Annotated in this window: 17 protein-coding genes; 10 read left to right on the forward strand and 7 right to left on the reverse strand. The window is 70.5% G+C overall.

Annotated features, from left to right (window positions below; genetic code table 11):
- Nucleotides 1–8 precede the first annotated feature (8 nt).
- Nucleotides 9–2,345, reverse strand: coding sequence for a phage tail family protein (locus tag KGD87_RS27980; RefSeq protein ID WP_284663964.1), 2,337 nt, complete (start codon nt 2,343–2,345; stop codon nt 9–11).
- A 109-nt stretch (nt 2,346–2,454) separates the two neighbouring features.
- Nucleotides 2,455–3,564 (reverse strand): DNA alkylation repair protein, encoded by a 1,110-nt coding sequence (locus KGD87_RS27985; RefSeq protein WP_284663966.1) that lies wholly within the window; start codon nt 3,562–3,564, stop codon nt 2,455–2,457.
- Between the two features lie 165 nt (nt 3,565–3,729).
- On the opposite strand from KGD87_RS27985, the gene KGD87_RS27990 reads away from it, so the two are divergent.
- Complete coding sequence (locus tag KGD87_RS27990; protein ID WP_284663968.1) at nt 3,730–5,676, forward strand: PAS domain-containing sensor histidine kinase; 1,947 nt, start codon at nt 3,730–3,732, stop codon at nt 5,674–5,676.
- Nucleotides 5,677–5,715: 39 nt separating this feature from the next.
- Nucleotides 5,716–6,858 (forward strand): DNA replication/repair protein RecF, encoded by a 1,143-nt coding sequence (recF, locus tag KGD87_RS27995; RefSeq protein WP_284663970.1) that lies wholly within the window; start codon nt 5,716–5,718, stop codon nt 6,856–6,858.
- 1 nt (nt 6,859) lies between these two features.
- Here recF and KGD87_RS28000 read toward each other — a convergent pair whose 3' ends face one another.
- Nucleotides 6,860–7,249, reverse strand: a complete 390-nt coding sequence (locus KGD87_RS28000; RefSeq protein ID WP_284663972.1) for a hypothetical protein — start codon at nt 7,247–7,249, stop codon at nt 6,860–6,862.
- A 272-nt stretch (nt 7,250–7,521) separates the two neighbouring features.
- On the opposite strand from KGD87_RS28000, the gene KGD87_RS28005 reads away from it, so the two are divergent.
- The 4 genes from KGD87_RS28005 to KGD87_RS28020 are packed head-to-tail and all read left to right on the forward strand — an operon-like array spanning nt 7,522 to nt 10,861.
- Nucleotides 7,522–8,070 (forward strand): hypothetical protein, encoded by a 549-nt coding sequence (locus tag KGD87_RS28005; RefSeq protein ID WP_284663974.1) that lies wholly within the window; start codon nt 7,522–7,524, stop codon nt 8,068–8,070.
- Nucleotides 8,067–8,876: an MlaE family ABC transporter permease gene (locus KGD87_RS28010; protein WP_284663976.1), complete on the forward strand. Its 810-nt coding sequence runs from the start codon at nt 8,067–8,069 to the stop codon at nt 8,874–8,876. Before KGD87_RS28005 ends, KGD87_RS28010 begins: the two co-directional genes overlap by 4 nt.
- Before the next feature lie 6 nt (nt 8,877–8,882).
- Nucleotides 8,883–9,701 (forward strand): ABC transporter ATP-binding protein, encoded by an 819-nt coding sequence (locus tag KGD87_RS28015; RefSeq protein ID WP_284663978.1) that lies wholly within the window; start codon nt 8,883–8,885, stop codon nt 9,699–9,701.
- Entirely contained in the window at nt 9,698–10,861 is a 1,164-nt protein-coding gene (locus KGD87_RS28020; RefSeq protein ID WP_284663979.1) for an MlaD family protein, read from the forward strand. The genes KGD87_RS28015 and KGD87_RS28020 overlap by 4 nt, the downstream gene beginning before the upstream one ends.
- On the opposite strand, the gene sitI6 is transcribed toward KGD87_RS28020, so the two are convergent.
- Entirely contained in the window at nt 10,858–11,586 is a 729-nt protein-coding gene (sitI6, locus tag KGD87_RS28025; RefSeq protein WP_163780408.1) for a SitI6 family double-CXXCG motif immunity protein, read from the reverse strand. The genes KGD87_RS28020 and sitI6 overlap by 4 nt on opposite strands.
- Nucleotides 11,587–11,611: 25 nt before the next feature.
- Nucleotides 11,612–12,274, reverse strand: a complete 663-nt coding sequence (gene sitA6 / locus KGD87_RS28030) for a SitA6 family polymorphic toxin lipoprotein (RefSeq protein ID WP_284663982.1) — start codon at nt 12,272–12,274, stop codon at nt 11,612–11,614.
- A gap of 179 nt (nt 12,275–12,453) precedes the next feature.
- Here sitA6 and KGD87_RS28035 point away from each other — a divergent pair, with 179 nt between their 5' ends.
- A complete protein-coding gene (locus KGD87_RS28035) occupies nt 12,454–13,830 on the forward strand; it encodes a glycosyltransferase family protein (protein WP_284663984.1) in 1,377 nt (458 codons plus the stop codon).
- Nucleotide 13,831: 1 nt separating this feature from the next.
- Here KGD87_RS28035 and KGD87_RS28040 read toward each other — a convergent pair whose 3' ends face one another.
- Nucleotides 13,832–14,773, reverse strand: coding sequence for an ATP-grasp domain-containing protein (locus KGD87_RS28040; protein ID WP_284663986.1), 942 nt, complete (start codon nt 14,771–14,773; stop codon nt 13,832–13,834).
- 8 nt (nt 14,774–14,781) lie between these two features.
- Entirely contained in the window at nt 14,782–14,934 is a 153-nt protein-coding gene (locus KGD87_RS28045; protein WP_163780412.1) for a hypothetical protein, read from the reverse strand.
- A gap of 175 nt (nt 14,935–15,109) precedes the next feature.
- Here KGD87_RS28045 and KGD87_RS28050 point away from each other — a divergent pair, with 175 nt between their 5' ends.
- From KGD87_RS28050 to KGD87_RS28060, 3 genes are all read left to right on the forward strand, one after another.
- Entirely contained in the window at nt 15,110–16,405 is a 1,296-nt protein-coding gene (locus KGD87_RS28050; RefSeq protein WP_284663987.1) for a M20/M25/M40 family metallo-hydrolase, read from the forward strand.
- A 104-nt stretch (nt 16,406–16,509) separates the two neighbouring features.
- Nucleotides 16,510–17,670: a pyridoxal-phosphate-dependent aminotransferase family protein gene (locus KGD87_RS28055; protein ID WP_284663988.1), complete on the forward strand. Its 1,161-nt coding sequence runs from the start codon at nt 16,510–16,512 to the stop codon at nt 17,668–17,670.
- Nucleotides 17,671–17,883: 213 nt separating this feature from the next.
- Entirely contained in the window at nt 17,884–18,495 is a 612-nt protein-coding gene (locus tag KGD87_RS28060) for a DUF2378 family protein (protein WP_284668699.1), read from the forward strand.
- Nucleotides 18,496–18,531 lie beyond the last annotated feature (36 nt).

Below are 18,531 nucleotides of genomic sequence, written 5' to 3' on the forward strand. Positions count from 1 at the left end.
GCAGCGCGTCACCCCTGCGCGTCGCGCGCGGCCAGAATCGCGTCAATGGTGCTGGCGTGCTCGGGGAGCTGTTCGCGGAGCCTCTGGAGCAGGCGGTCGAAGTCCTCGGGCGTCTGCGCGAAGCCTGCCTCACGCGAGATGTTGTTCAGCACCACGAAGGTGCTGAAGGACCGGTCTTCGTGGCCGTTGCCCATGGTGGACAGCAGGGCGTAGGCGTCGTCACCGGTGATGCCGTAGGCCTTGAACAGCTCCACCACGGGGTCGAAGTACAGCCCGTTGTTCGTGCCCTCGGTGAGGAGCCATGGCAGGTTCACGGCCAGGGCCTGCACGTCCTCCGCGGAGATGCCGAGCTCGTGCCGAAGCTCCTCGATGCGCTCCGGGTCGGCGGCGCGCAGCGTCTCGCTCAGCTCGGGCGACACGCCAATTTCTTCCAGATACCGCTCGCGCGCATCATTCAGCTTCGCCGCCTCGAAGGGCGCCACGCTGAGCTCGCCAATCACGCTGATGGCCGCGCCGATGCCGTTGATGATGAGCCCCACGGGCGCGGCAGGTGTCAGCTCCAGCGCGGAGCCCAGGACCCCCAGCGCGTCGCCGAACGCCGCGATGAGGTAGCCCGGGTTCTGCTCCTGGGCGAACTGGTTGAGGTGGATGCCCAGCGCGGTGGCATTGGCCACCAGGCCCAGGGCCGGCGCGAGCTTCGCCGCGAAGGAGGCCGCACGCGAGGACTCCCCGACGATGGACATGGACTGCAGCACGCCCGCCGTCAGCTGCGCGCCGCGTTCGCCCGCGCTCGCCAGCCCTTGGAGCATGCCGGCGAAGTCGCCCTCGCGGCCCGCATTGATGGCCGACACCGCGCCGAAGGCCACGCCCGCGACGGCGAGCCCTCGCATCAAGGGCGAGGCCGAATCCCAGTTCTGCGCGAGCTGCGTCAGCCGGTCGTAGTTCCCAGCACGCGCCTGCTGGATGGCCTCCAGCCCGTCCTTCAGCTCCTGGTACGCCGTCGCCGCGGGCCCCTTGGCGTTCTTCAGCGGCTCGAGCAGCTCCTGCAGCCGCGCGAACGCCGTCTCCGGGTCTTCGTCCGCCAGCAACTGCGCGGTCGCGTTGGCGATGCCCTTCTCCAGGACCTTCGTCTCGAAGTCACCCCAGTGGGCCACCACCTGGCCCATGGGGCTGGTGGGGTCCGCCAGGTAGCGCGCGCCCATCTCCAGCGCCACCGCGGCGTGGCTGGAGTCCGCCAGCAGCTCCAGGGCCTTGCGCAGCGCCGCGCCATCCCCCTGCGGGTCCGCGTACGCGGCGGCCTCCATGACGGAGGCGTTGTCCTGCACGACCTCCGCGAGCCGCGCCGCCGTCGCTTCCAGCTCGTCGTAGACGGCCTTGTTCTCCGGGTCGTTGCGGAACGCGTTGATGTACGCCTGACGCTGCTCCTCGGTGAGCAGGTCCCCCATGTCCGCGAGCTGCTGCGCCAGCCACTCGTCCTTCTTCTGGGCCTCCGCCTTCGCGTCCTCGTAGTCGCTCGTCGCCTGCTCCACCTCGGCCACGGCGGCGTCCGCGCCAGCGGGCGGCTGGGCCACCTGCACGTCCAGCGCGCCCATCACCTCCTCCCAGACGCCCGGTGCGACCTGGGAGAAGGCCTGGAGGTCCGCGGTGTTGATGACCCCCGCGTCGAGCGCGGCCTGGAGCGCGCCCAGCACCGCCTCGCGCTGCGCCTCGGTCCCTCGGTGTTCGCCCGCCCCGCTGATGATGAAGAGCCCTTCGAAGCCCGCAATCACGTTCTGGAGCTCACCCTCGGGGCCGCTCTGGGCGAGCAACCCGATGAGGTGGGCTTGATAGTCCGGGTCTCCCGCATGCTCCTGAAGCAGCTCCGACGTCAGGTAGGGCCGCGAGAGGTAGTGCGCGTTCATCAACCGCTCGAAGTCCTCCTCTGCCTGGGCCTTGGAGTCCGCGTCCAGTTCGCGCGCGGCGGAAGCCGGGGCCGCGTCGGCCGTCGACAGGGAACTCGCCTGCTGGGACATCAGTTGTGGCAGGCGGACCTTGGGCGCGGCGCCGGAGAAGCGCGCCAACTGCGCCGCGGTCAGCGTCGCGGCCTGGGCGGTGTCGGGCGGCGCGCCCTGGCGTAGCGCCTCGGCCGCGCTCTGGGCCTTGCGCGGGGCGGGCTCGAAGGGGGCCGCGCCGTCCAGGCGAGCCCTGTTCACGGGCGGTCGGGTGGGCTCGAAGCGAGACTGCGCCGGGTGCCCCGGGGGCGGGGACGGCTTGCGCTCCGTGGCGCGGGCGGGCGCCTCCGGCTTTCGGGTCGCGGCCCCCGCGGTGGACGGGGGAATCACAGGCTTCGAACCCTTGATGGTCATGCGCATGCTCCCTGGGGGGCGGAAGGCGTCCCGCAATTCAGGTATCGCCGCCGCACGCCAGGGAGTTGCCTGTGGGGCCTCGGTTCATGACGAAAAGGGAGTCGGCCACCTACTCGCCGACCTCGACGACGCCCAGCGGCAAGCCCTGTCCATTCACCAGGGCCTCGAAGCGGTGCGGGCCCGCATAGTGCTTGCGCGTGGTGAGCTGCGCGAAGGAGACGCGCTTGCTCACCGTCTCCGCCTGTCCCGGGCCGAGCAGCAGCTCGCGCACCTTGAACACCTTGGGCCGCGCCTCGCCGTTCGCCTTCTGGAAGTGCACGGCCAGGTCCACCACCAGCGTCTGTGGCCGCTTCGAGCGATTGGCCACCTCGAAGTGGACCTCCACCGTGTCACCCAGGGCCGCGCGGCGGGGCAGCTTCGTCACCCGGGCCTCGATGCCCGACGGAGGCCGCGCGCCCACCACCGCCAGCGCCGCGGGCTCTCCGCGCTTGATGGACGAGCGCAGCGCATGGCGCACCAGCCACTCCCGCTCCGGCGTGGCGTCCTTCATCCACGCCGTCGCCACCTGCACCAGCAGGGCGGGGTGGTCCTTGCCGATGTCGTTCAGGTTGTTGGCCACCGAGCGGCGCACGTACAGCGCCGGGTCGTCCTTCAGCCGCTCCAGCAGCGCGAGCACGGGCGTGGGGTCCCTCTGGAACTCGCGCAGCCGCGAGGCCCACGGCAGGCGCGTGCGCGTGCCCTCCGACACGAGCCGCCGGACATGCTCGCTCGGGTCCTCCGTCCACTCACGCAGGCGGGCCAGCGTCCTGGCGGTGTGCCGCTCCAGGTAGGGCCGGATGGAGAACTCCGCGGTGAAGCGCTGGGTGAGCGCGTGCTGCGCGCGCATGGACGGCTCGAAGTGCGCCAGGCCGTGCTCCGCCACGTACATCGTATGGGGCAGGTAGAAGAAGGAGGCCATGGCCCCGCCCTCCGTGGCCTCCGTCCGGGGGCCGAGCGAGCGCAGCAGCACCTCCACCGCCTCCGGGTAGTCGCCGGGCAGCGCACGGTGCAGCGCGCCAGCGATATGACGCGCCCGGTCCATCAGCTCATGGCCATCCAGGCCCTTCGCCGCCTCTCGGATGAAGGCCGCGCGGGGGAAGGTCGGCGCCGCGGCGTGGAGTGACGCGGCGAGGCGTTCGACGAGCCGCGCGTCAAAGAAAGTCTTGAGGGAGTCCGCCATGGTGCGTGCATCCTGGCATGGGCTCCCCGGTGCACCAGCACCCTGTGCGTGTCAGGGGGCCCCAGTGGGCAGGCGGCCGGACAACGGTGGACTGGGCAGCCCGGGGTGGCTCTGCTAGGCCCTGGGCACTTGGTGACGCGAATGGGTCAGCAACGGAGTCAGGACATGCGCAGCAGGCCCGTGGTGACGGAGCCCCGCTCCTTGCGCGAGCAGCTCGCCGAGGTACCTGACTCGCTGGCGCTGCTCGAAGGCTTGTTCACCCATTCGCCGGTGCCCTACGCCGTCTTCACCTCGGACGGCCACTGCCTGCTCACCAACCCCGCCTTCCTGGCGATGTTCGGCGCGGCGCCGCCGCCCGAGTACAGCCTCTTCAAGGACGAGCTGCTCGCGCGGCTGGGCTACGCGAAGCTGCTCCGGCGGGCCGTGTCGGGCGAGCGCATCCAGACGCCGGTGTTCTGGTACGACGTGAAGGAGCTGGAGCACATCCGCGCGCCCGCCGAGGCGCGGCGCATCGCCATCTCCTGCACCGGCTTCCCCCTGGTCGCCTCCAGCGGCGGCGTCACGCACATCGCCGTGGCCTACCAGGACCTGACGGCGGAGCTGGCGGCGCGCGAGGCGGCGCAGGCGGAGCGGCGCAACCTGCTCCAGGTCTTCACCCAGGCGCCCGTGGCCATCAACGTGCTGCGCGGCCACGAGCTGCGCTACGAGTTCGCCAACCCGCTGCTCCAGAAGCTCATGGGCGGACGCGAGCTCAACGGGCGCACCCAGGAGGAGGCCATTCCGGATTTGTCCCCGGAGCTGCTGAGCCTCCACCGGGGCGTGCTGGAGACGGGCGAGCGCGCCATCGCGCGGGAGTACCCCGTCACCATCGACTACGAGGGCGCAGGCCACGTCGAGACGAAGTTCTGGAACATCATCTTCGAGCCCCTGCGCGACGAGCGCGGGCTCGTGGACGGGCTGGTGACCTTCGCCTTCGACGTCACCGAACAGGTGCTCGCGCGCCAGGCCGTGGAGAGCCAGCAGAAGTGGCTGGAGGCCGTGCTGGATTTGATGCCCATGCCGGTGGTGATGGCGGACCCGGCCAGCGGCGACCTCAACTTCTCCAACGCCGCGGCGGACCGGCTCTACGGCCTGAACATCCCCAAGGACGTGCCCGCCACCGCGTATGGCGAGCACTTCCACGTCACGGACCTGGAGGGCCGCCGGCTGAGCGTGGATGAAATCCCCTCCACCCGCGCGGCCCGGGGCGAGCGGCTGGACGGACTGGAGGTCCATTGGCACACGCCCGCGGGCCAGTACGCCCTCAGCATCTCGTCCGAGACGCTGCCGGCCATGCACGGCCACCCGTCCGTGGTGGTGATTCCCTTCCTGGACATCACCCGCCTGAAGACGGTGGAGCAGCACCTCCAGGAGGCCGTGCGCGCCCGTGACGAGTTCCTGTCCGTGGCCAGCCACGAGCTCAAGACGCCACTGACGTCGCTGGGGCTGCGGCTCCAGTCCTTCGCGCGCGCCATCCACGCGGACCCTGAGTCCGCGCTGGCCCAGCGTCACGGGCGCGAGGTGGAGGCCATGCGCCGGCAGGTGACACGTCTGGCCGAGCTCGTGGACGGGCTGCTCGACGTGTCGCGCATCAGCACCGGCCGGCTGAAGCTCCGGGTCGAGCCGGTGGACCTGCCCTCGCTCGTGCGCGAGGTGGCCGCGCGCTTCGAGCTGGAGGCGGCGCGCGCCGGCTGCGCGCTGCACGTCACGCGGGCTGAAGGGCTCGAGGGGGCGTGGGACCGGCTGCGGCTGGAGCAGGTGGTCTCCAACCTGCTGTCCAACGCGCTCAAGTACGGCGCGGGCGCGCCCGTGCACATCGACGTGGCGCCTGTTGGGACGGGCGCCCGGCTGTGGGTGAAGGACGGGGGCATTGGCATCGACCCGGAAGCCCACGCGCGCATCTTCCAGAAGTTCGAGCGCGCCGTGTCCGAGCGGAACTACGGCGGCATGGGCCTGGGGCTGTACGTGACGCGCACGCTGGTGGAGGCCCTGGGCGGCACCATCCAGGTGGACAGCCGGCCCGGCGAGGGTGCGACCTTCGTGGTGGAGCTGCCGCTGCGGCCCGCGAGATAGGTCCCCCGCCGGAGGGCGGAGAGGTGATACGGAGGGGCCGTGCGGCTCCTCGCGCTTCACGTCCACGACTTCCGGAACCTCCCCCAGGTCCAGCTCACGCCCAGCGCCCACGCCACCATCGCGGTGGGGCAGAACGGGCAGGGCAAGACGAACCTGCTGGAGGCCCTCTACTTCCTGGCCACGCTCAAGCCCCTGCGCGCGGGGCGCCTGTCGGAGCTGGTGCGCTGGGGCTCGCAGGGCGCGCGGGTGACGGGCCGCTTCCTCCTCAAGGGCGCCGAGCGTGAAATCGCCGTGGAGGTGGGCGGCGGCACGCGGCAGGCCTTCGTGGATGGGAAGAAGGCCTCCAGCCTGGAGGACTACTTCGGCGGCGTGTCCGTGGTGGCCTTCACGCCGGACGATTTGGAGGTGGTGAAGGGCGGGCCGGATTCGCGGCGCGGCTTCCTGGACCGGGCGGTGTTCAACCGCTTCCCCGCCTTCCTGCGCGAGAGCCGCGAGTACGCGCGGGCCTTGAAGAACCGCAACCGCCTGCTGCGCGAAGGGCACACCGTGGACGCGGTGTACCTGGAGGCCTACGACGAGACGCTGGCGAAGGCCGGCGCGCGCCTCTATTCGCGGCGGCGCGCGCTGATGGCGGAGCTGGCGCCCAGGGCGCAGGCGACCTTCGCCTCCATTGGCCGCACGGTGGACCCGGCCGTGTACCACTACCGCCCCGCGCATCTGGAGGGCGACTTCGCCGCCGCGGACGAGCCGACGCTGGCGTCCCTGCTGCGGGAGAGCCTCGCCGCGCGCCTGCGCCGGGACATGGAGCGCGGCTTCACCTCGGTGGGGCCGCACGCGGATGACGTCTCGGTGACGCTGGGGGCCCGCAGCGCGAGGGCCTACGCGAGCCAGGGACAGCAGCGGGCGCTGGTGCTCGGCTGGAAGATTGCCGAAATCGAGAACCTGGAGGCCGCGATGGGCTTCCTGCCGCTGCTGCTGCTGGACGATGTGTCGAGCGAGCTGGACCCCGAGCGCAACGCCTACCTGATGGGCTACCTGGCCCAGAGCGGCGCGCAGGTGGTGCTCACCACCACGGACGGCTCGCTGGTGCGGGGCGCGGCGGCGGATGACACGCTCTGGCTCGACGTGCACGGCGGGCAGGTGGCGGTGCGCGCGGACGCCCAGCCGCCTCCCGCTCCCTGAGTCACGGCGTCACGCGCCGGCGGTGCCAGGGCCAGTGGATGTGGGAGCGCCGCTCGGAGTGGCGCGGAGCGTCGCCTGGGGCCACGTGCTGGAAGAAGGGGAAGCGGTACTCCGCCCAGAGCACGCCATACGCCACGGCGAAGAGGAAGGTGGCCAGCGGCAGCCACCAGGACGTGCCCACGGCGAGCGCGACGACGGTGAGCAGCAGCAGCGCGACGCCCACGCCCAGCGACACCTCGCGCAGTCGCTTGGACTCGCTGAAGGCCAGCCCCATGGACACCACCGCCAGGAGCAGCACGCAGCCAGCCAGCCAGTAGCTGTGCCGCACGTACAGGTTGGCGATTCCCAGCAGGAAGAGTCCGAAGCCGAATATCGCGAGTCCGCCGTCCATGGGGGTCCTCCTTGTCCTTGGTTTCGCGCGCGGGGCGCTGCGTTCCGAGCCGGGCGGCTTGCATGCGTCGGGACAAAGCTGGGGTTGGGATGGTGGCCGGGCACTGCCCGCGGAGTGATGCCCGCTTGGACAGGTTGGTGTCGCGACGGCCGGCCGGCGCCTCACGGGTGGCGGGAATGTGACGCGCCAGGAAGGATTTAGAGGTGTGACAGTGGACGTTTGGCCCCTACCACACGGCATGGAATTCCTTGCAGGTGCGCCACTTGTGACGCATGACTCGGCCGCAGGGCCGGGAGAGAGCCACGAAGAACGGTGCCATGCTGCGGATGACGTTGCTGTGCGTGCTGGTGGTCATGCCCCTGACGGGTTGTCACCGGACGACGTTCGAGGATTCCGTCCTCACCAAGCCCGCCGTGCGCTACCGCATTGGCAAGCTGCCCGCGCACTGGCAGCAGGTGCGGCTGGAGGACAACGACCTCGCCTTCGCCGAGGAGGGCACGGGCCGTGCGCTCTCCGTCAACGCCACATGCAAGGGACATGATGACCCGTCACTCCAGGTGCTCACGCGGCACCTGCTGGCGGGCTTCACGGACCGGCGGGAAGTCTCCGAACAGCGCATCCCCATGGATGGCCGCGAGGCCCTGCGCAGCCGCCACCTGGCGAAGATGGATGGCGTGCCCGTTCAACTGGAGCTGGTGGTGCTGAAGAAGGACTCCTGCGTGTTCGACTTCACCTACGTGGCGCCGCCGGGGCTCGCGGAGGAGCGCATGGCGGACTTCGACGCGCTGCTGGCCGGCTTCGAATTGGAGCGCAAGGGATGACGACGCGGCAGCCCGAGGTGGACGCGGCGGCGGCATCCGGGTCCCCGAGCCTCATGGACCGCGTGAAGGAGCGCCTGGAGTCCCTGGGCGCGCTGTCGCGGATGACGGGGCAGGTGTTCAGCCGCGCGGTGCGTCCGCCCTATGACTGGCGCGGGCTCGTGTACCACACGGAGTCGCTGGGCGTGCGCTCGCTGCCCATCGCCCTGCTCACCGCGATGTTCGCGGGGCTCGTCATCTCGCTGCAGTTCGGCTACTTCCTGTCGCGCTTCGGCGTGCAGTACACCGTGGGGCGCGTGGTCATCCTCACGCTCTTCCGCGAGCTGGCGCCGGTGCTCACCGCGCTCACCGTGGGCGCGCGCATCGGCAGCGGCATCGCCGCGGAGCTGGGCGCCATGACGGTGACCGAGCAGGTGGACGCCATCCGCGCGCTGGGGGCGGACCCGCTGCGCAAGCTGGTGGTGCCTCGCGTGCTGGCGTGCCTGATTGTGATGCCGGTGCTCACGGTGTTCGCGGACGTCGTGGGGCTGGTGGCGGGCGGGCTGGTGGTGAACTTCCAGTACGCGATTACGCTCAACCTCTTCTTCCAGGGCGCGCTGGACGCGGTGCTGATGCCGGACTTCGCCTCCGGCGTGTTCAAGGGCGCGGTGTTCGGGCTCATCATCGGCCTGGTGGGCTGCTTCCGCGGGCTCACCGTGGAGGGCGGCACGGAGGGCGTGGGCCGCGCCACCACCCAGACGGTGGCCACCACCTCCGTCTCCGTGTGCCTGGCGGACTTCTTCATCACCCAGCTCACGCTGAACCTGTGACGCGCCATGCGCTCCTCGTCCTCGCCCGCTTCTGAGTTCGCGTTCCAGCCGCCCAGGCCGGGGGAGCAGCTCATCTATTTCGAGCACCTGACCAAGGCGTTCGGCGCCAAGCACGTCTATGACGACATGGACCTGGACGTGCGCGTCGGCGAGACGCTGGTGGTGATGGGCGGCTCGGGCACGGGCAAGAGCGTGCTGCTCAAGTGCCTCATCGGGCTGCTGTCGCCAGACACCGGACGCATCCTCTTCCAGGGGCACGATTTGACGCGCTTCACGGAGGAGCAGTTCATACCGGTGCGTCGGCACGTGGCCATGGTGTTCCAGGGCGCGGCGCTCTTCGACTCGCTGAACGTCGGGGAGAACGTGGCGTACCCGTTGCGCGAGCACTTCCCGGACATGCCGGCGGACGAGGTCCGCGCCCGCGTCGCGGAGAAGCTGGCGCTGGTGGACCTGCCTGGCACCGAGCGGCTGATGCCCTCCGACTTGTCGGGCGGCATGCGCAAGCGCGTGGGGTTGGCGCGGGCCATCGCCACGGAGCCGGAGGTCATCCTCTGGGACGAGCCCACCACGGGCCTGGACCCCGTCACCACGCAGTCCATCAACGTGTTGATCAACTCGATGAAGACCCGGCTCGGTTGCACCTCCATCGTCGTGACCCACGACATGGTGAGCGCATTCACCGTGGGAGACCGCATCGCCATGCTGGCCAATCGGAGAATCGTGCAGGTGGGCAACCCGCGGGAGATGCTCCACTCCACCGTCCCGGAGGTGCGTGCCTTCCTCGACGCGCGCCGCGTGGAGCTGTTCCCTGGAGGCGCGCCATGAGCCTGTTCTCTCCCGTTGGAACCGAGCGCCGCCTGGCGATTCGCGCGGGCCTGTTCGTCGCCATTGGTCTGGCGGTCGCCAGCGTGGTCGTCATGGTGATTGGCCAGCAGTCGCGCCTGTTCGAGCGCAAGACGACGTACCGCGCGTACTTCACCAACGTGCAGGGCCTGAGTGATGAGTCTCCCGTCTGGCTTGGGGGGCTCAACGTGGGGCGGGTGACGGGCATCGTCTTCTCTCCCGACCCGAAGGACCCGCGGCTGGAGGTCCAGTTCCAGGTGTCGTCACGCTACACGGACCGCGTGCGGCAGGACTCGGTGGCGCAGCTGTCCAGCATGGGGGTGCTGGGCGACAAGGCGGTGGACATCTCCCTGGGCAACCCCACGGCCCCGCCGGTGGAGGCGGGCGGGGTGCTCAAGTCATCCTCGAGCGGTGACTTGTCCGCGCTGCTCAACGGGGCGTCGCAGGTGATGGAGAACTCGGTGGCCATCAGCAAGTCGCTGCGGGCGGCGGTGGACACGTACGCCAACCCGGAGATGGCCCGTGACGTGACGCGCGGCATGGCCGCGTTGCGGGCGCTGCTGGAAGAGGTGGAGAAGGGCGAGGGCGTGCTGCACGCGCTCATCTACGACAAGCAGGCCGGGCGCGAGGTGCGGGGGCTCTTGGCCAACGCGTCCAACGCGGCGGCGCGGGTGGATGGCGCGGTGGGTGAGCTGGAGGGGATTCTGCGCGAGGTGCGCACGGGGGACGGCACGGCGCACGCGCTCGTCTACGGCCAGGATGGCGCGAAGGCGCTGACGGAGCTGGGGGCGGCGGCCGGGCAGCTCGCGGGGCTCATCGAGGACGCGAAGAAGAGCCCCAACGGGGCGGTGCACCAGCTGGTGTACGGCGACGCGAGCGGCATGTTCGCGGACCTGGGCAGCGCGGCGGCGGACCTGAAGCAGATTGCGGCGACCGTGGCGAAGGGAGACGGCACCGTGGGCGGGCTCATCAGCGACCCGACGGTGTACGAGGACCTGCGGGAGGTGCTTGGCAACGTGAAGCGCAATCGCATCCTCCGCGCGCTGGTGCGCTTCTCCTTGAGCAACCGGCAGGACCTGGACCAGGTGGGCAAGGTGGAGGGCGTGGAGCCTCGGTCAGAGGAGCCTGCGGCCCAGCCCTAGTCTGGGTGGACGGAAAGCTCGCGGAACGCGATGTCGCTGAGTTGAAGCTGCTTCACGGCTGCGACGAAGCGCTCGCTAGCGACGATGATCGTCTTGAAGTCCCGAAGGCGGAAGAGGTCGATGTCCTCGGGCAGCGTGCTCGCGGCCAGCACGGCGGACTCAGCTGGGTAGCCGTTCCGGTGGCTGCCACACCGGGGACAGGGCTCCTGCCAGTCCGGAGCGTGGCTGGAGGGATGCAACGCTCCGTGGGCGAGGACCTCCAGGCAGTGCAGGGGCGGTGCTGGCTGTCCGCGATAGCCCAATTCTCCTGGCGCGCCATGCAGGCCCCTCACGCCGGCCGCGTGAAGTTTCTCCAGGGCTGAGATTCGGATCCACGGAGCCCAGGGCGCCTGGAAGTAGAAGTCTCCAAAACGGCCCTTGGCCTTGCCGGCGACAGGCCCCAATTGTGTGCCGGGCTCCAAGGGGGCACCTCGGGGGACCCACGGCCGCAGGTGCTCGCACAGTTGCTGGTATGCCTCCAGTGACAGGGCTTGTTGACTCCGCGGCTCTTCCAGCAGGGCACGGTGTGCGAAACGCGAGAGGTCCACGGTGGGGTAGGCCTCTCCGAGGCCGCCGTAGCCGCCACAGAGGGTGCAGTCGATGCTCGGGATGCACCAGGGGCTCACGCCGTCGATGCGGCCCGAGTGCCTCGTGGCTTCATCCTCGAGAACCTCGAAGAACCTCACGTGCTGCGCCTCCAGCGGCAGGTCATCAGCGCAGATAGTAATAGGGGACGATGGGGCCTATCAGGTCGTATTTCTGGACCAGCTTCCCCAGGTGTTCCCAAACCTGCTGTTGGGAGGCGCCGGGATACCTGCGAGCGAAGTCGGTCCATTCCTGGTTCCAGGCGCCACCTCGGGGGCCGCTGTGGATGCGCTGATGTGTGTCCTTCGCGATGACCAGGGTGAAGTCATGCACGTTCAGTGCGCGAGGGCTCCTCGCGAACCACTTCGCGAGATGTTCTGCCTGGGGAAAGAGATGATGCCGGACCCAGTCAGGGCCTGATGGTAGGCGCGGGGCTCGATGTTCAGGCTGCGGCGAGTTGTGCCAGTCAAAGACGAAGACAGGCCCATTTCCGCCGGGGAGCTTCTGGACGTTGCCCCAGCGCCGATGGGGACCCGAGCCGGGCGCGGCGGGCGGGGCGATGGTGCCACCGCCCTTGGCGAGCAGCCTCCCCGCGTCTTCACAGAGGTAGAGGCCACATTGTATGGCGCCATCACAGACCCATGTGACACACCGGTCCGCGTGGGTGCATGACTCGCCTTCTCCGTGTGGCACTTGCTCCCATGCCTGCTGGGGTTTCTGCGCGGTGTGCCCGCATGCCGTGAAGGCCAGCGCGAGCAACCACGTGACGAGTGCCCATCTGCTGTCCATGCATGCCTCCCGGCGCTGGTGTCATACCCGCAGTGGCAGTCTATCCAGATACGCGCCAGGTTCCGCGGTGCCAGCATTCTCTGGCATTGAGCCTGCTCCTGGCTTTCACGCCCCCAAGGCACTAAGACGGCGACCCTCCAACGCGCCGCTGCCGGAGCGCGCGAGGTTGGCCCGCCGCGATGAGCTCATCCGCCGTCTCCACTCCCGTGGCTTCCGCGCCCGCGCGCTCCACGTCTCGCCTCTGGGCGGGGCGGGTGCTGCTCTTCGTGGGCTTCTTCGCGGCGCTGGCGGCGTTCCCCGTCTACACGCCCTTCGACTCCAAGCTGACGCTCCCCACCACGCTGTCACTGCTGCGTGAAGGGAACCTCGACCTGGACGAATACGCCCCCACCTTCGAGTCCTACCGCCACGGCCTCTACGAGCGCGACGGCCACCTCTACAACTACTTCCCCCTGGGGCCTTCCCTGGCCGCGGTGCCCATGGTCGTGCTGGTGGATGGCTTCGTGCGCCTCGCCACGCCCGTGGGCACGCTGCATCCATCCCTGGCGAAGCCCCTGGCGCACTGGCGTCACATCTACGACGCCACCGGCAGCGTGGACCTGGATGCGTGGAATGGCCCGCAGCGGCTCTTCGCCTCCGCGCTGACCGCGCTCGCTGGCGTCGTCATGTTCGTGCTGGGCACCGCGCTGCACCTGTCCCGCCAACGCGCGCTGCTGCTCGCCGCCGTCTTCGTCTTCTGCACGCCGCTGCTCTCCACCGCCAGCCGCGCCCTGTGGCAGCACGGCCCTTCGCTGCTGTGCCTCACCGGGGTGCTCCTCTGCCTCATCCGCGCGCGTGAGGCCCCGCGTCACCTGGCCTGGGCGGGCGTCGCCCTGGCGCTCGCCTACGTCATGCGGCCCACCAACAGCCTCTCCGTGCTGGTGCTGTCGCTCTACGTGCCGTGGACCCATCCGCGTCAGGCCTGGAGGTTCTTCGCGGGCGCGCTCGCCGTCGCCATTCCGTGGGTGACGGTGAACCTCGTCCACTACGGCTCCGTGCTGGCGCCCTATTACGAACCGCAGCGCCTGGAGCTGTCCGCCGCTCGCGTGGCCGAGGCCCTGGCCGGCAACCTCGTGTCTCCCGCGCGCGGGCTGCTCGTGTTCACCCCCGTGCTCCTCATGAGCGCGTGGGGCCTGTGGATGGACGTGCGCGCCCGGACCTTCTCCCGGCTGCATGCCGCGCTGGTCGCGGTGGTGGCGCTGCACTGGGCCGCCATCTCCACCTTTCCGCACTGGTGGGCAGGGCACTCGTATGGCCCGCGCTTCTTCTCGGACATGGTGCCCTACCTCGTCTTCTTCCTCGTCCCCGTGGTGCGCGCGCTCCAGTGGAAGGGCCCCGAGGCCCGGCGCGGCCTGACGGCCACCTTCGTGGTGCTGGCCGTGTTGAGCCTGGTCCTCCATGTCCACGGCGCCAGCTCGCGCGCGGTGTACCGGTGGAACAGCCTCCCGCTCGACGTGGACGAGCACCCGGAGCGGCTCTGGGACTGGTCCGACCCGCAGTTCCTAGGCCGCCGCTGAGCTACCCGCCGCGTGCGTGCCGCGCCAGCGCGCGCGTCAGGTGCCCCGCCACGTCCGTGCCCCCGCGCGCGTCGAAGCCCAGGAACATCGCCGAGCCGTTCAGCTCCAGGATGCGCGGCACGCCGTCCGCGCCCCGCTTCAAGTCCATCCCCGTCCAGCGCAGGCCCAACACCTCGCACGCCTTCACGCAGTCGCGTGCCACCTCGGGCGGCAGCGTCACCTGCTCGATGCGCTCCTCGTGCTGCCGGAAGTCCAGCGACGACGAGACGATGCGCAGGCTCGCGATGACGGCGCCGTCCAGCACGTACACGCGCAGGCTCTCACCCGGCAGCAGCTCCTGGAAGGTGACGGGCGCGGCGGAGAGCGCCGCGAGGCGTTCGTCCGTGAGGTCCGCTTCAGTCAACTCGCGCGTCGCCGCGCCGCCCACGACGGGCTTGTAGGCCACGCGCCCTTCCTGGGCGAAGCGGCGCACCGCCTCCGCGTCATTCGTCCACAGCGTCCGGGGCACGGGGAGCCCCTTGGCCTGGAGCGCGGCGAGCTGCGTGGGCTTGTGCATGCACCAGTCCGAAGAGGGCGGGTTGTAGAGCGGCACGCCCAGCCGCTCCCAGCGGCCCAGCAGTCCCAGGAGCAGCGCACTCTTCTCGCGGAACGCGGTGAGCGTGGTGCGCCAGTCCGCGTCCATGGCCTCCTGGGCATCCACGCCGAAGGCCATTGGGTGCGCATGCAGGCCGCGCAGGTACACGGCGGCCGGACGCCCCACCTCACGTCCGTCCACGACGATGCCGTCCAGCGACTCGGTGAGCGACAGCCGCGTCTGCTCGGGGAAGGCCCGCGTGTCCACCACCACCGTGTCCACGTCCTCGGCCCGAAGCCGGCGCGCCACCTCCAGGACGTGGGCGTCATCTCGCGCACCCAGCAGCACCACCGGGCCTGTCCGTGTCACGGGCGTCCTCAGCGTTGGAGCTCGCCGCCGTCGCCCGTCTCCTCACCCACCGCCATCGTGGTCACCTGCGCTTCCTTCTCAGGCCGTGGTTCGGGGGACGCGGGCGCCCAGTCCCGGATGAACAGCGCGCGCGGCGGTTTCGGTGGTGACGTCTTTGGCATGGTGCCTCCAAGATGCGGACGGACCTGGCGCCGCACCAGTGCCGGCCATGGAGCGCCGCGTCACCCAGGCTGCGCGGACCCTTTCGTCCACCGCTCCACGCCAGCGCCTGTCCAGGCCGAGGCGCTTGTTCGTTTCCGGTGACTTCCACCGCGCGCCTGGGCTCCAATCCGTTTCATGAAAGCTCTTGCCCTGCGTGAGGACCGCTTCCTCGACGTGCTCCGGCGGCTCATCGCCCTGACCCCGAAGCTGCAGAACAACCCTGGCGCGGGGCTGGTGCCCGAGGAGCGGCTCGCCGCGCAGGTGGTGCTGGACGCCCTGGCGCCGCACATCGAGAGCGGCTTCATCCAGGCGGAGTCCGTGGCGGGGCCGGGCCAGGCGTCGCGTCCCTGCCTGGTGCTCACCGTGCCGGGCGAGGGGGAAGGCGCCATCGGCTTCGTCGGCGCGCACTTCGACGTCGTCCCGGCGGACCAACAGGCGGAGGGCTGGGAGCGCAGCCCCTTCGAGCTGTGGCAAGGCCCCGGCGGCGTGCTCTACGGGCGAGGCGTCACCGACTGCCTGGGACATGTCGCCGTGCTCACGGACCTGCTGGCCCAACTGGCCGAGCGCAAGGTGCGCCCCAGCCGCACGCTGAAGGTGGTGCTCATCTCCAACGAGGAGTCCTCGGAGCTGCCGGGCCTGGGCCTCAACTACGTGGCCGAGCAGGGGCTGCTCAAGCCGCTGTCCAGCCAGCCGGTGTACTGGCTGGACAGCGCCAACTTCGGCCCCACGCTGGGCACCGCGGGCGTGTCGCTGTGGGAGCTGAAGGTGACGGGCGTGGGCGGCCACTCCGGGATGCCGCAGAACTGCGTCAACGCGCTGGAGCTGGGCATGGCCGCGTCGCTGGAGCTGGCGCGCTTCTTCCACGAGCGCTTCCCGCCCACGGAGGACGAGCAGCGCTGGGGCTTCCTGTCGTCCTCCAGCCTCAAGGCCACCGTGGTGGAGGCGCCCAACACCAAGGAGACGAAGGTGCCCGCCGACGTCGTCCTGCGCGGCGACATCCGCCTCACGCCCTTCTACGATTTGGCGGAGGTGCAGAAGGCGGTGACGGACTTCATGGCGGAGCTCGACGCCCGGCTGGCGCGCGACGACGCCCCCGCGCACTTCCCGCGCACGCGCACGGCCGGCGGCAAGCGCGGTGAGCTGGCGTTCCGCTTCCTGGGGGAGGGGACCGAGGGCATCGCCTGCCGGCTGGACTCGGAGGGCCTGCGCGCGCTGAAGGAGGCCATGCAGGTGGTGCGCGGTGCGGCGGCCACGCCCTTCTCGCTCACCGGCTCGCTGCCGCTCGTGAGGGACCTGCAACGCCAGGGCTGCGACGTGCAGATTACGGGCTTCGGGGACATGCAGTACTACCACGCCCCCAATGAGCAGGCCCGGCTGGAGGACTTCCGGCAGGGCTTCGCCATTCTCCGCGAGCTGCTCGTCCGCCTCTGAGGCGGAGCACATGTGCGTGGACAGCGCGGCCGGGGACCGCCACAGTCGGCCCGGGCCGCGGGCACCTCCGCTCGCGCCGGCTGCGCGAGAGGAGCGGTGACGCCGTGAGAGACTTGCTGATGATTCCGGGGCCGGTGGAGTTCGAGCCCGAGGTGCTCCAGGCGCTGGGCGCTCCCACCCTCAGCCACACGGACCCCGCCTTCATCGCCGTCTTCGGCCGGGCCCTGAAGCGGCTCCGCGAGGTGTGCCTGGCGCCCTCCGCGCAGCCCTTCGTGGTGTCCGGCTCCGGCACGCTGGCCATGGAGCTGGCGGTGGCCAACCTGGTGGAGCCCGGGGACGCGGCCCTGGTGGTGAACACCGGCTATTTCAGCGACCGGATGGCGAAGATTCTCGAGCGCCACGGCGCCCAGGTGACGCACGTGCGCGCCGCGCCGGGCGACGTGCCCTCCCTGGACGAGGTGGAGACGCACCTGTCGAAGGGCGGCTTCAAGGTGCTGTCCGTCACCCATGTGGACACGTCCACCGGCGTGCTCGCCCCCGCGGAGGCGCTGGTGCGGGCCGCGCGCAAGCACGGCGTGCTGTCGGTGGTGGACGGCGTGTGCGCCACCGCGGCGGAGACCTTCCACCAGGACGCGTGGGAGGCGGACGTGTACCTCACGGCCAGCCAGAAGGCGGTGGGTGTTCCTCCCGGCCTGGCGCTGCTCACCGTGGGCCCCCGGGCCATGGAGGCGTGGCGCAAGCGCAAGGCGCCGGTGGCCAGCGTCTACGCGGACTTCGCGGAGTGGCTGCCCATCATGGAGGCCTACGAGGCGGGCAAGCCGGCCTACTTCGCCACCCCGCCGGTGAACCTCGTCGCCGCGCTGGACGTGAGCCTGGGACAGATTCTGGCCGAGGGCATGGACGCCCGCTTCGCCCGGCACCAGCGCGTGGCGCGCGCCTTCCGCGCGGCGTGGAAGGCCCTGGGCCTGCGCCTGCTGCCCGCCTCCGACGCCGTGGCCGCCAACACGCTGAGCGCCGTGTACTACCCGGACGGCGTGGACGCGGCGCTGGTGGGCGGGGTGAAGGGGCAGGGCGTCGTCGTCGCCGGCGGCCTCCACCCGGACCTGAAGACGCGCTACTTCCGCGTGGGCCACATGAACCGCGTGGGGCCCGCGGACGTCCTCTCCACGGTGGGCGCCCTGGAGCGCGCGCTCCTCGCCGCCGGCCACCGCTCGGAGCCCGGCGCCGCCGTGGCCGCCGCCCAGGCATCCCTGATTGCGGGCTGAGCCCGGCTTGGGGCATCCGTCCCCATTCGTTGGCTGGCGGATGATCCTCTCGGCCCGCGGGGCGAACCGGGTTTGATTCGACAGCACCGGAAAAATATGCGACTGTTGGCTTCCCGGAAGTGGGGGGGAATCCTGGGAGCTCGGAAACATCCGCGAGGAGAGGTGGCGGTGTGTTCCCCGGGCGCCCTGGAAGGGCCCCTCGGGGAGATGAGCATGTACGCGGGTTACGAATCGAGCGCGGGTGGTGGCGCGGCCTGGGAGCTGGAGTTGCGGCGTCTGGCGGCCACTGACGACGACATGGCGCGTGGAATGTTCTTCCAGGGCACGCTGGACGTCGTGGGTTTCCTGGGAGGCGAAGGCGCCGTGGCCCGCTGCAAGGGCGTGGCCGGCATCTGGGAAATCAACCTCCTCCACATGTACCCCATCACCCGGTTCCTCCGGATGTCGTCCACGGCGGCGCGGCTGCTCGCTCCGCAGCTGGAAGGCTTCGAGGGCGTGCTGCGGCGCATGGGAACGCAGGCCACGGTGGACTTCGTGGCGTCCGAGTTCGGACGGGAGCTGATGCGCACGGCCAGCGGCAAGCCGCGGCTGCTGTTGCAGTCGCTGGGAGAGGCCTACCTCGCCGCGGTGACCTACGGGGAGCGCTACCCGCTGTGGACGGGGGAGACCAGCGCCCGCTTCATCATGCGTCGCGACTTCATGCCCGCCGCCTACCACGAGGGCGTGCTGCACGGCGTGCTGGAGGCGGTGGGCGCGCGCGAGGTCCGGGTCCACGGTCGCCAGGTCGGACTGCTCGACAGCGAATACGAGCTGTCCTGGAAGTAGGTCTGCCCCGGGGATGATGGCGCGGGGGGCTCGTTT

The organism is Myxococcus sp. SDU36, from assembly GCF_030168875.1.
In the GTDB taxonomy this organism is placed as follows: domain Bacteria; phylum Myxococcota; class Myxococcia; order Myxococcales; family Myxococcaceae; genus Myxococcus; species Myxococcus vastator.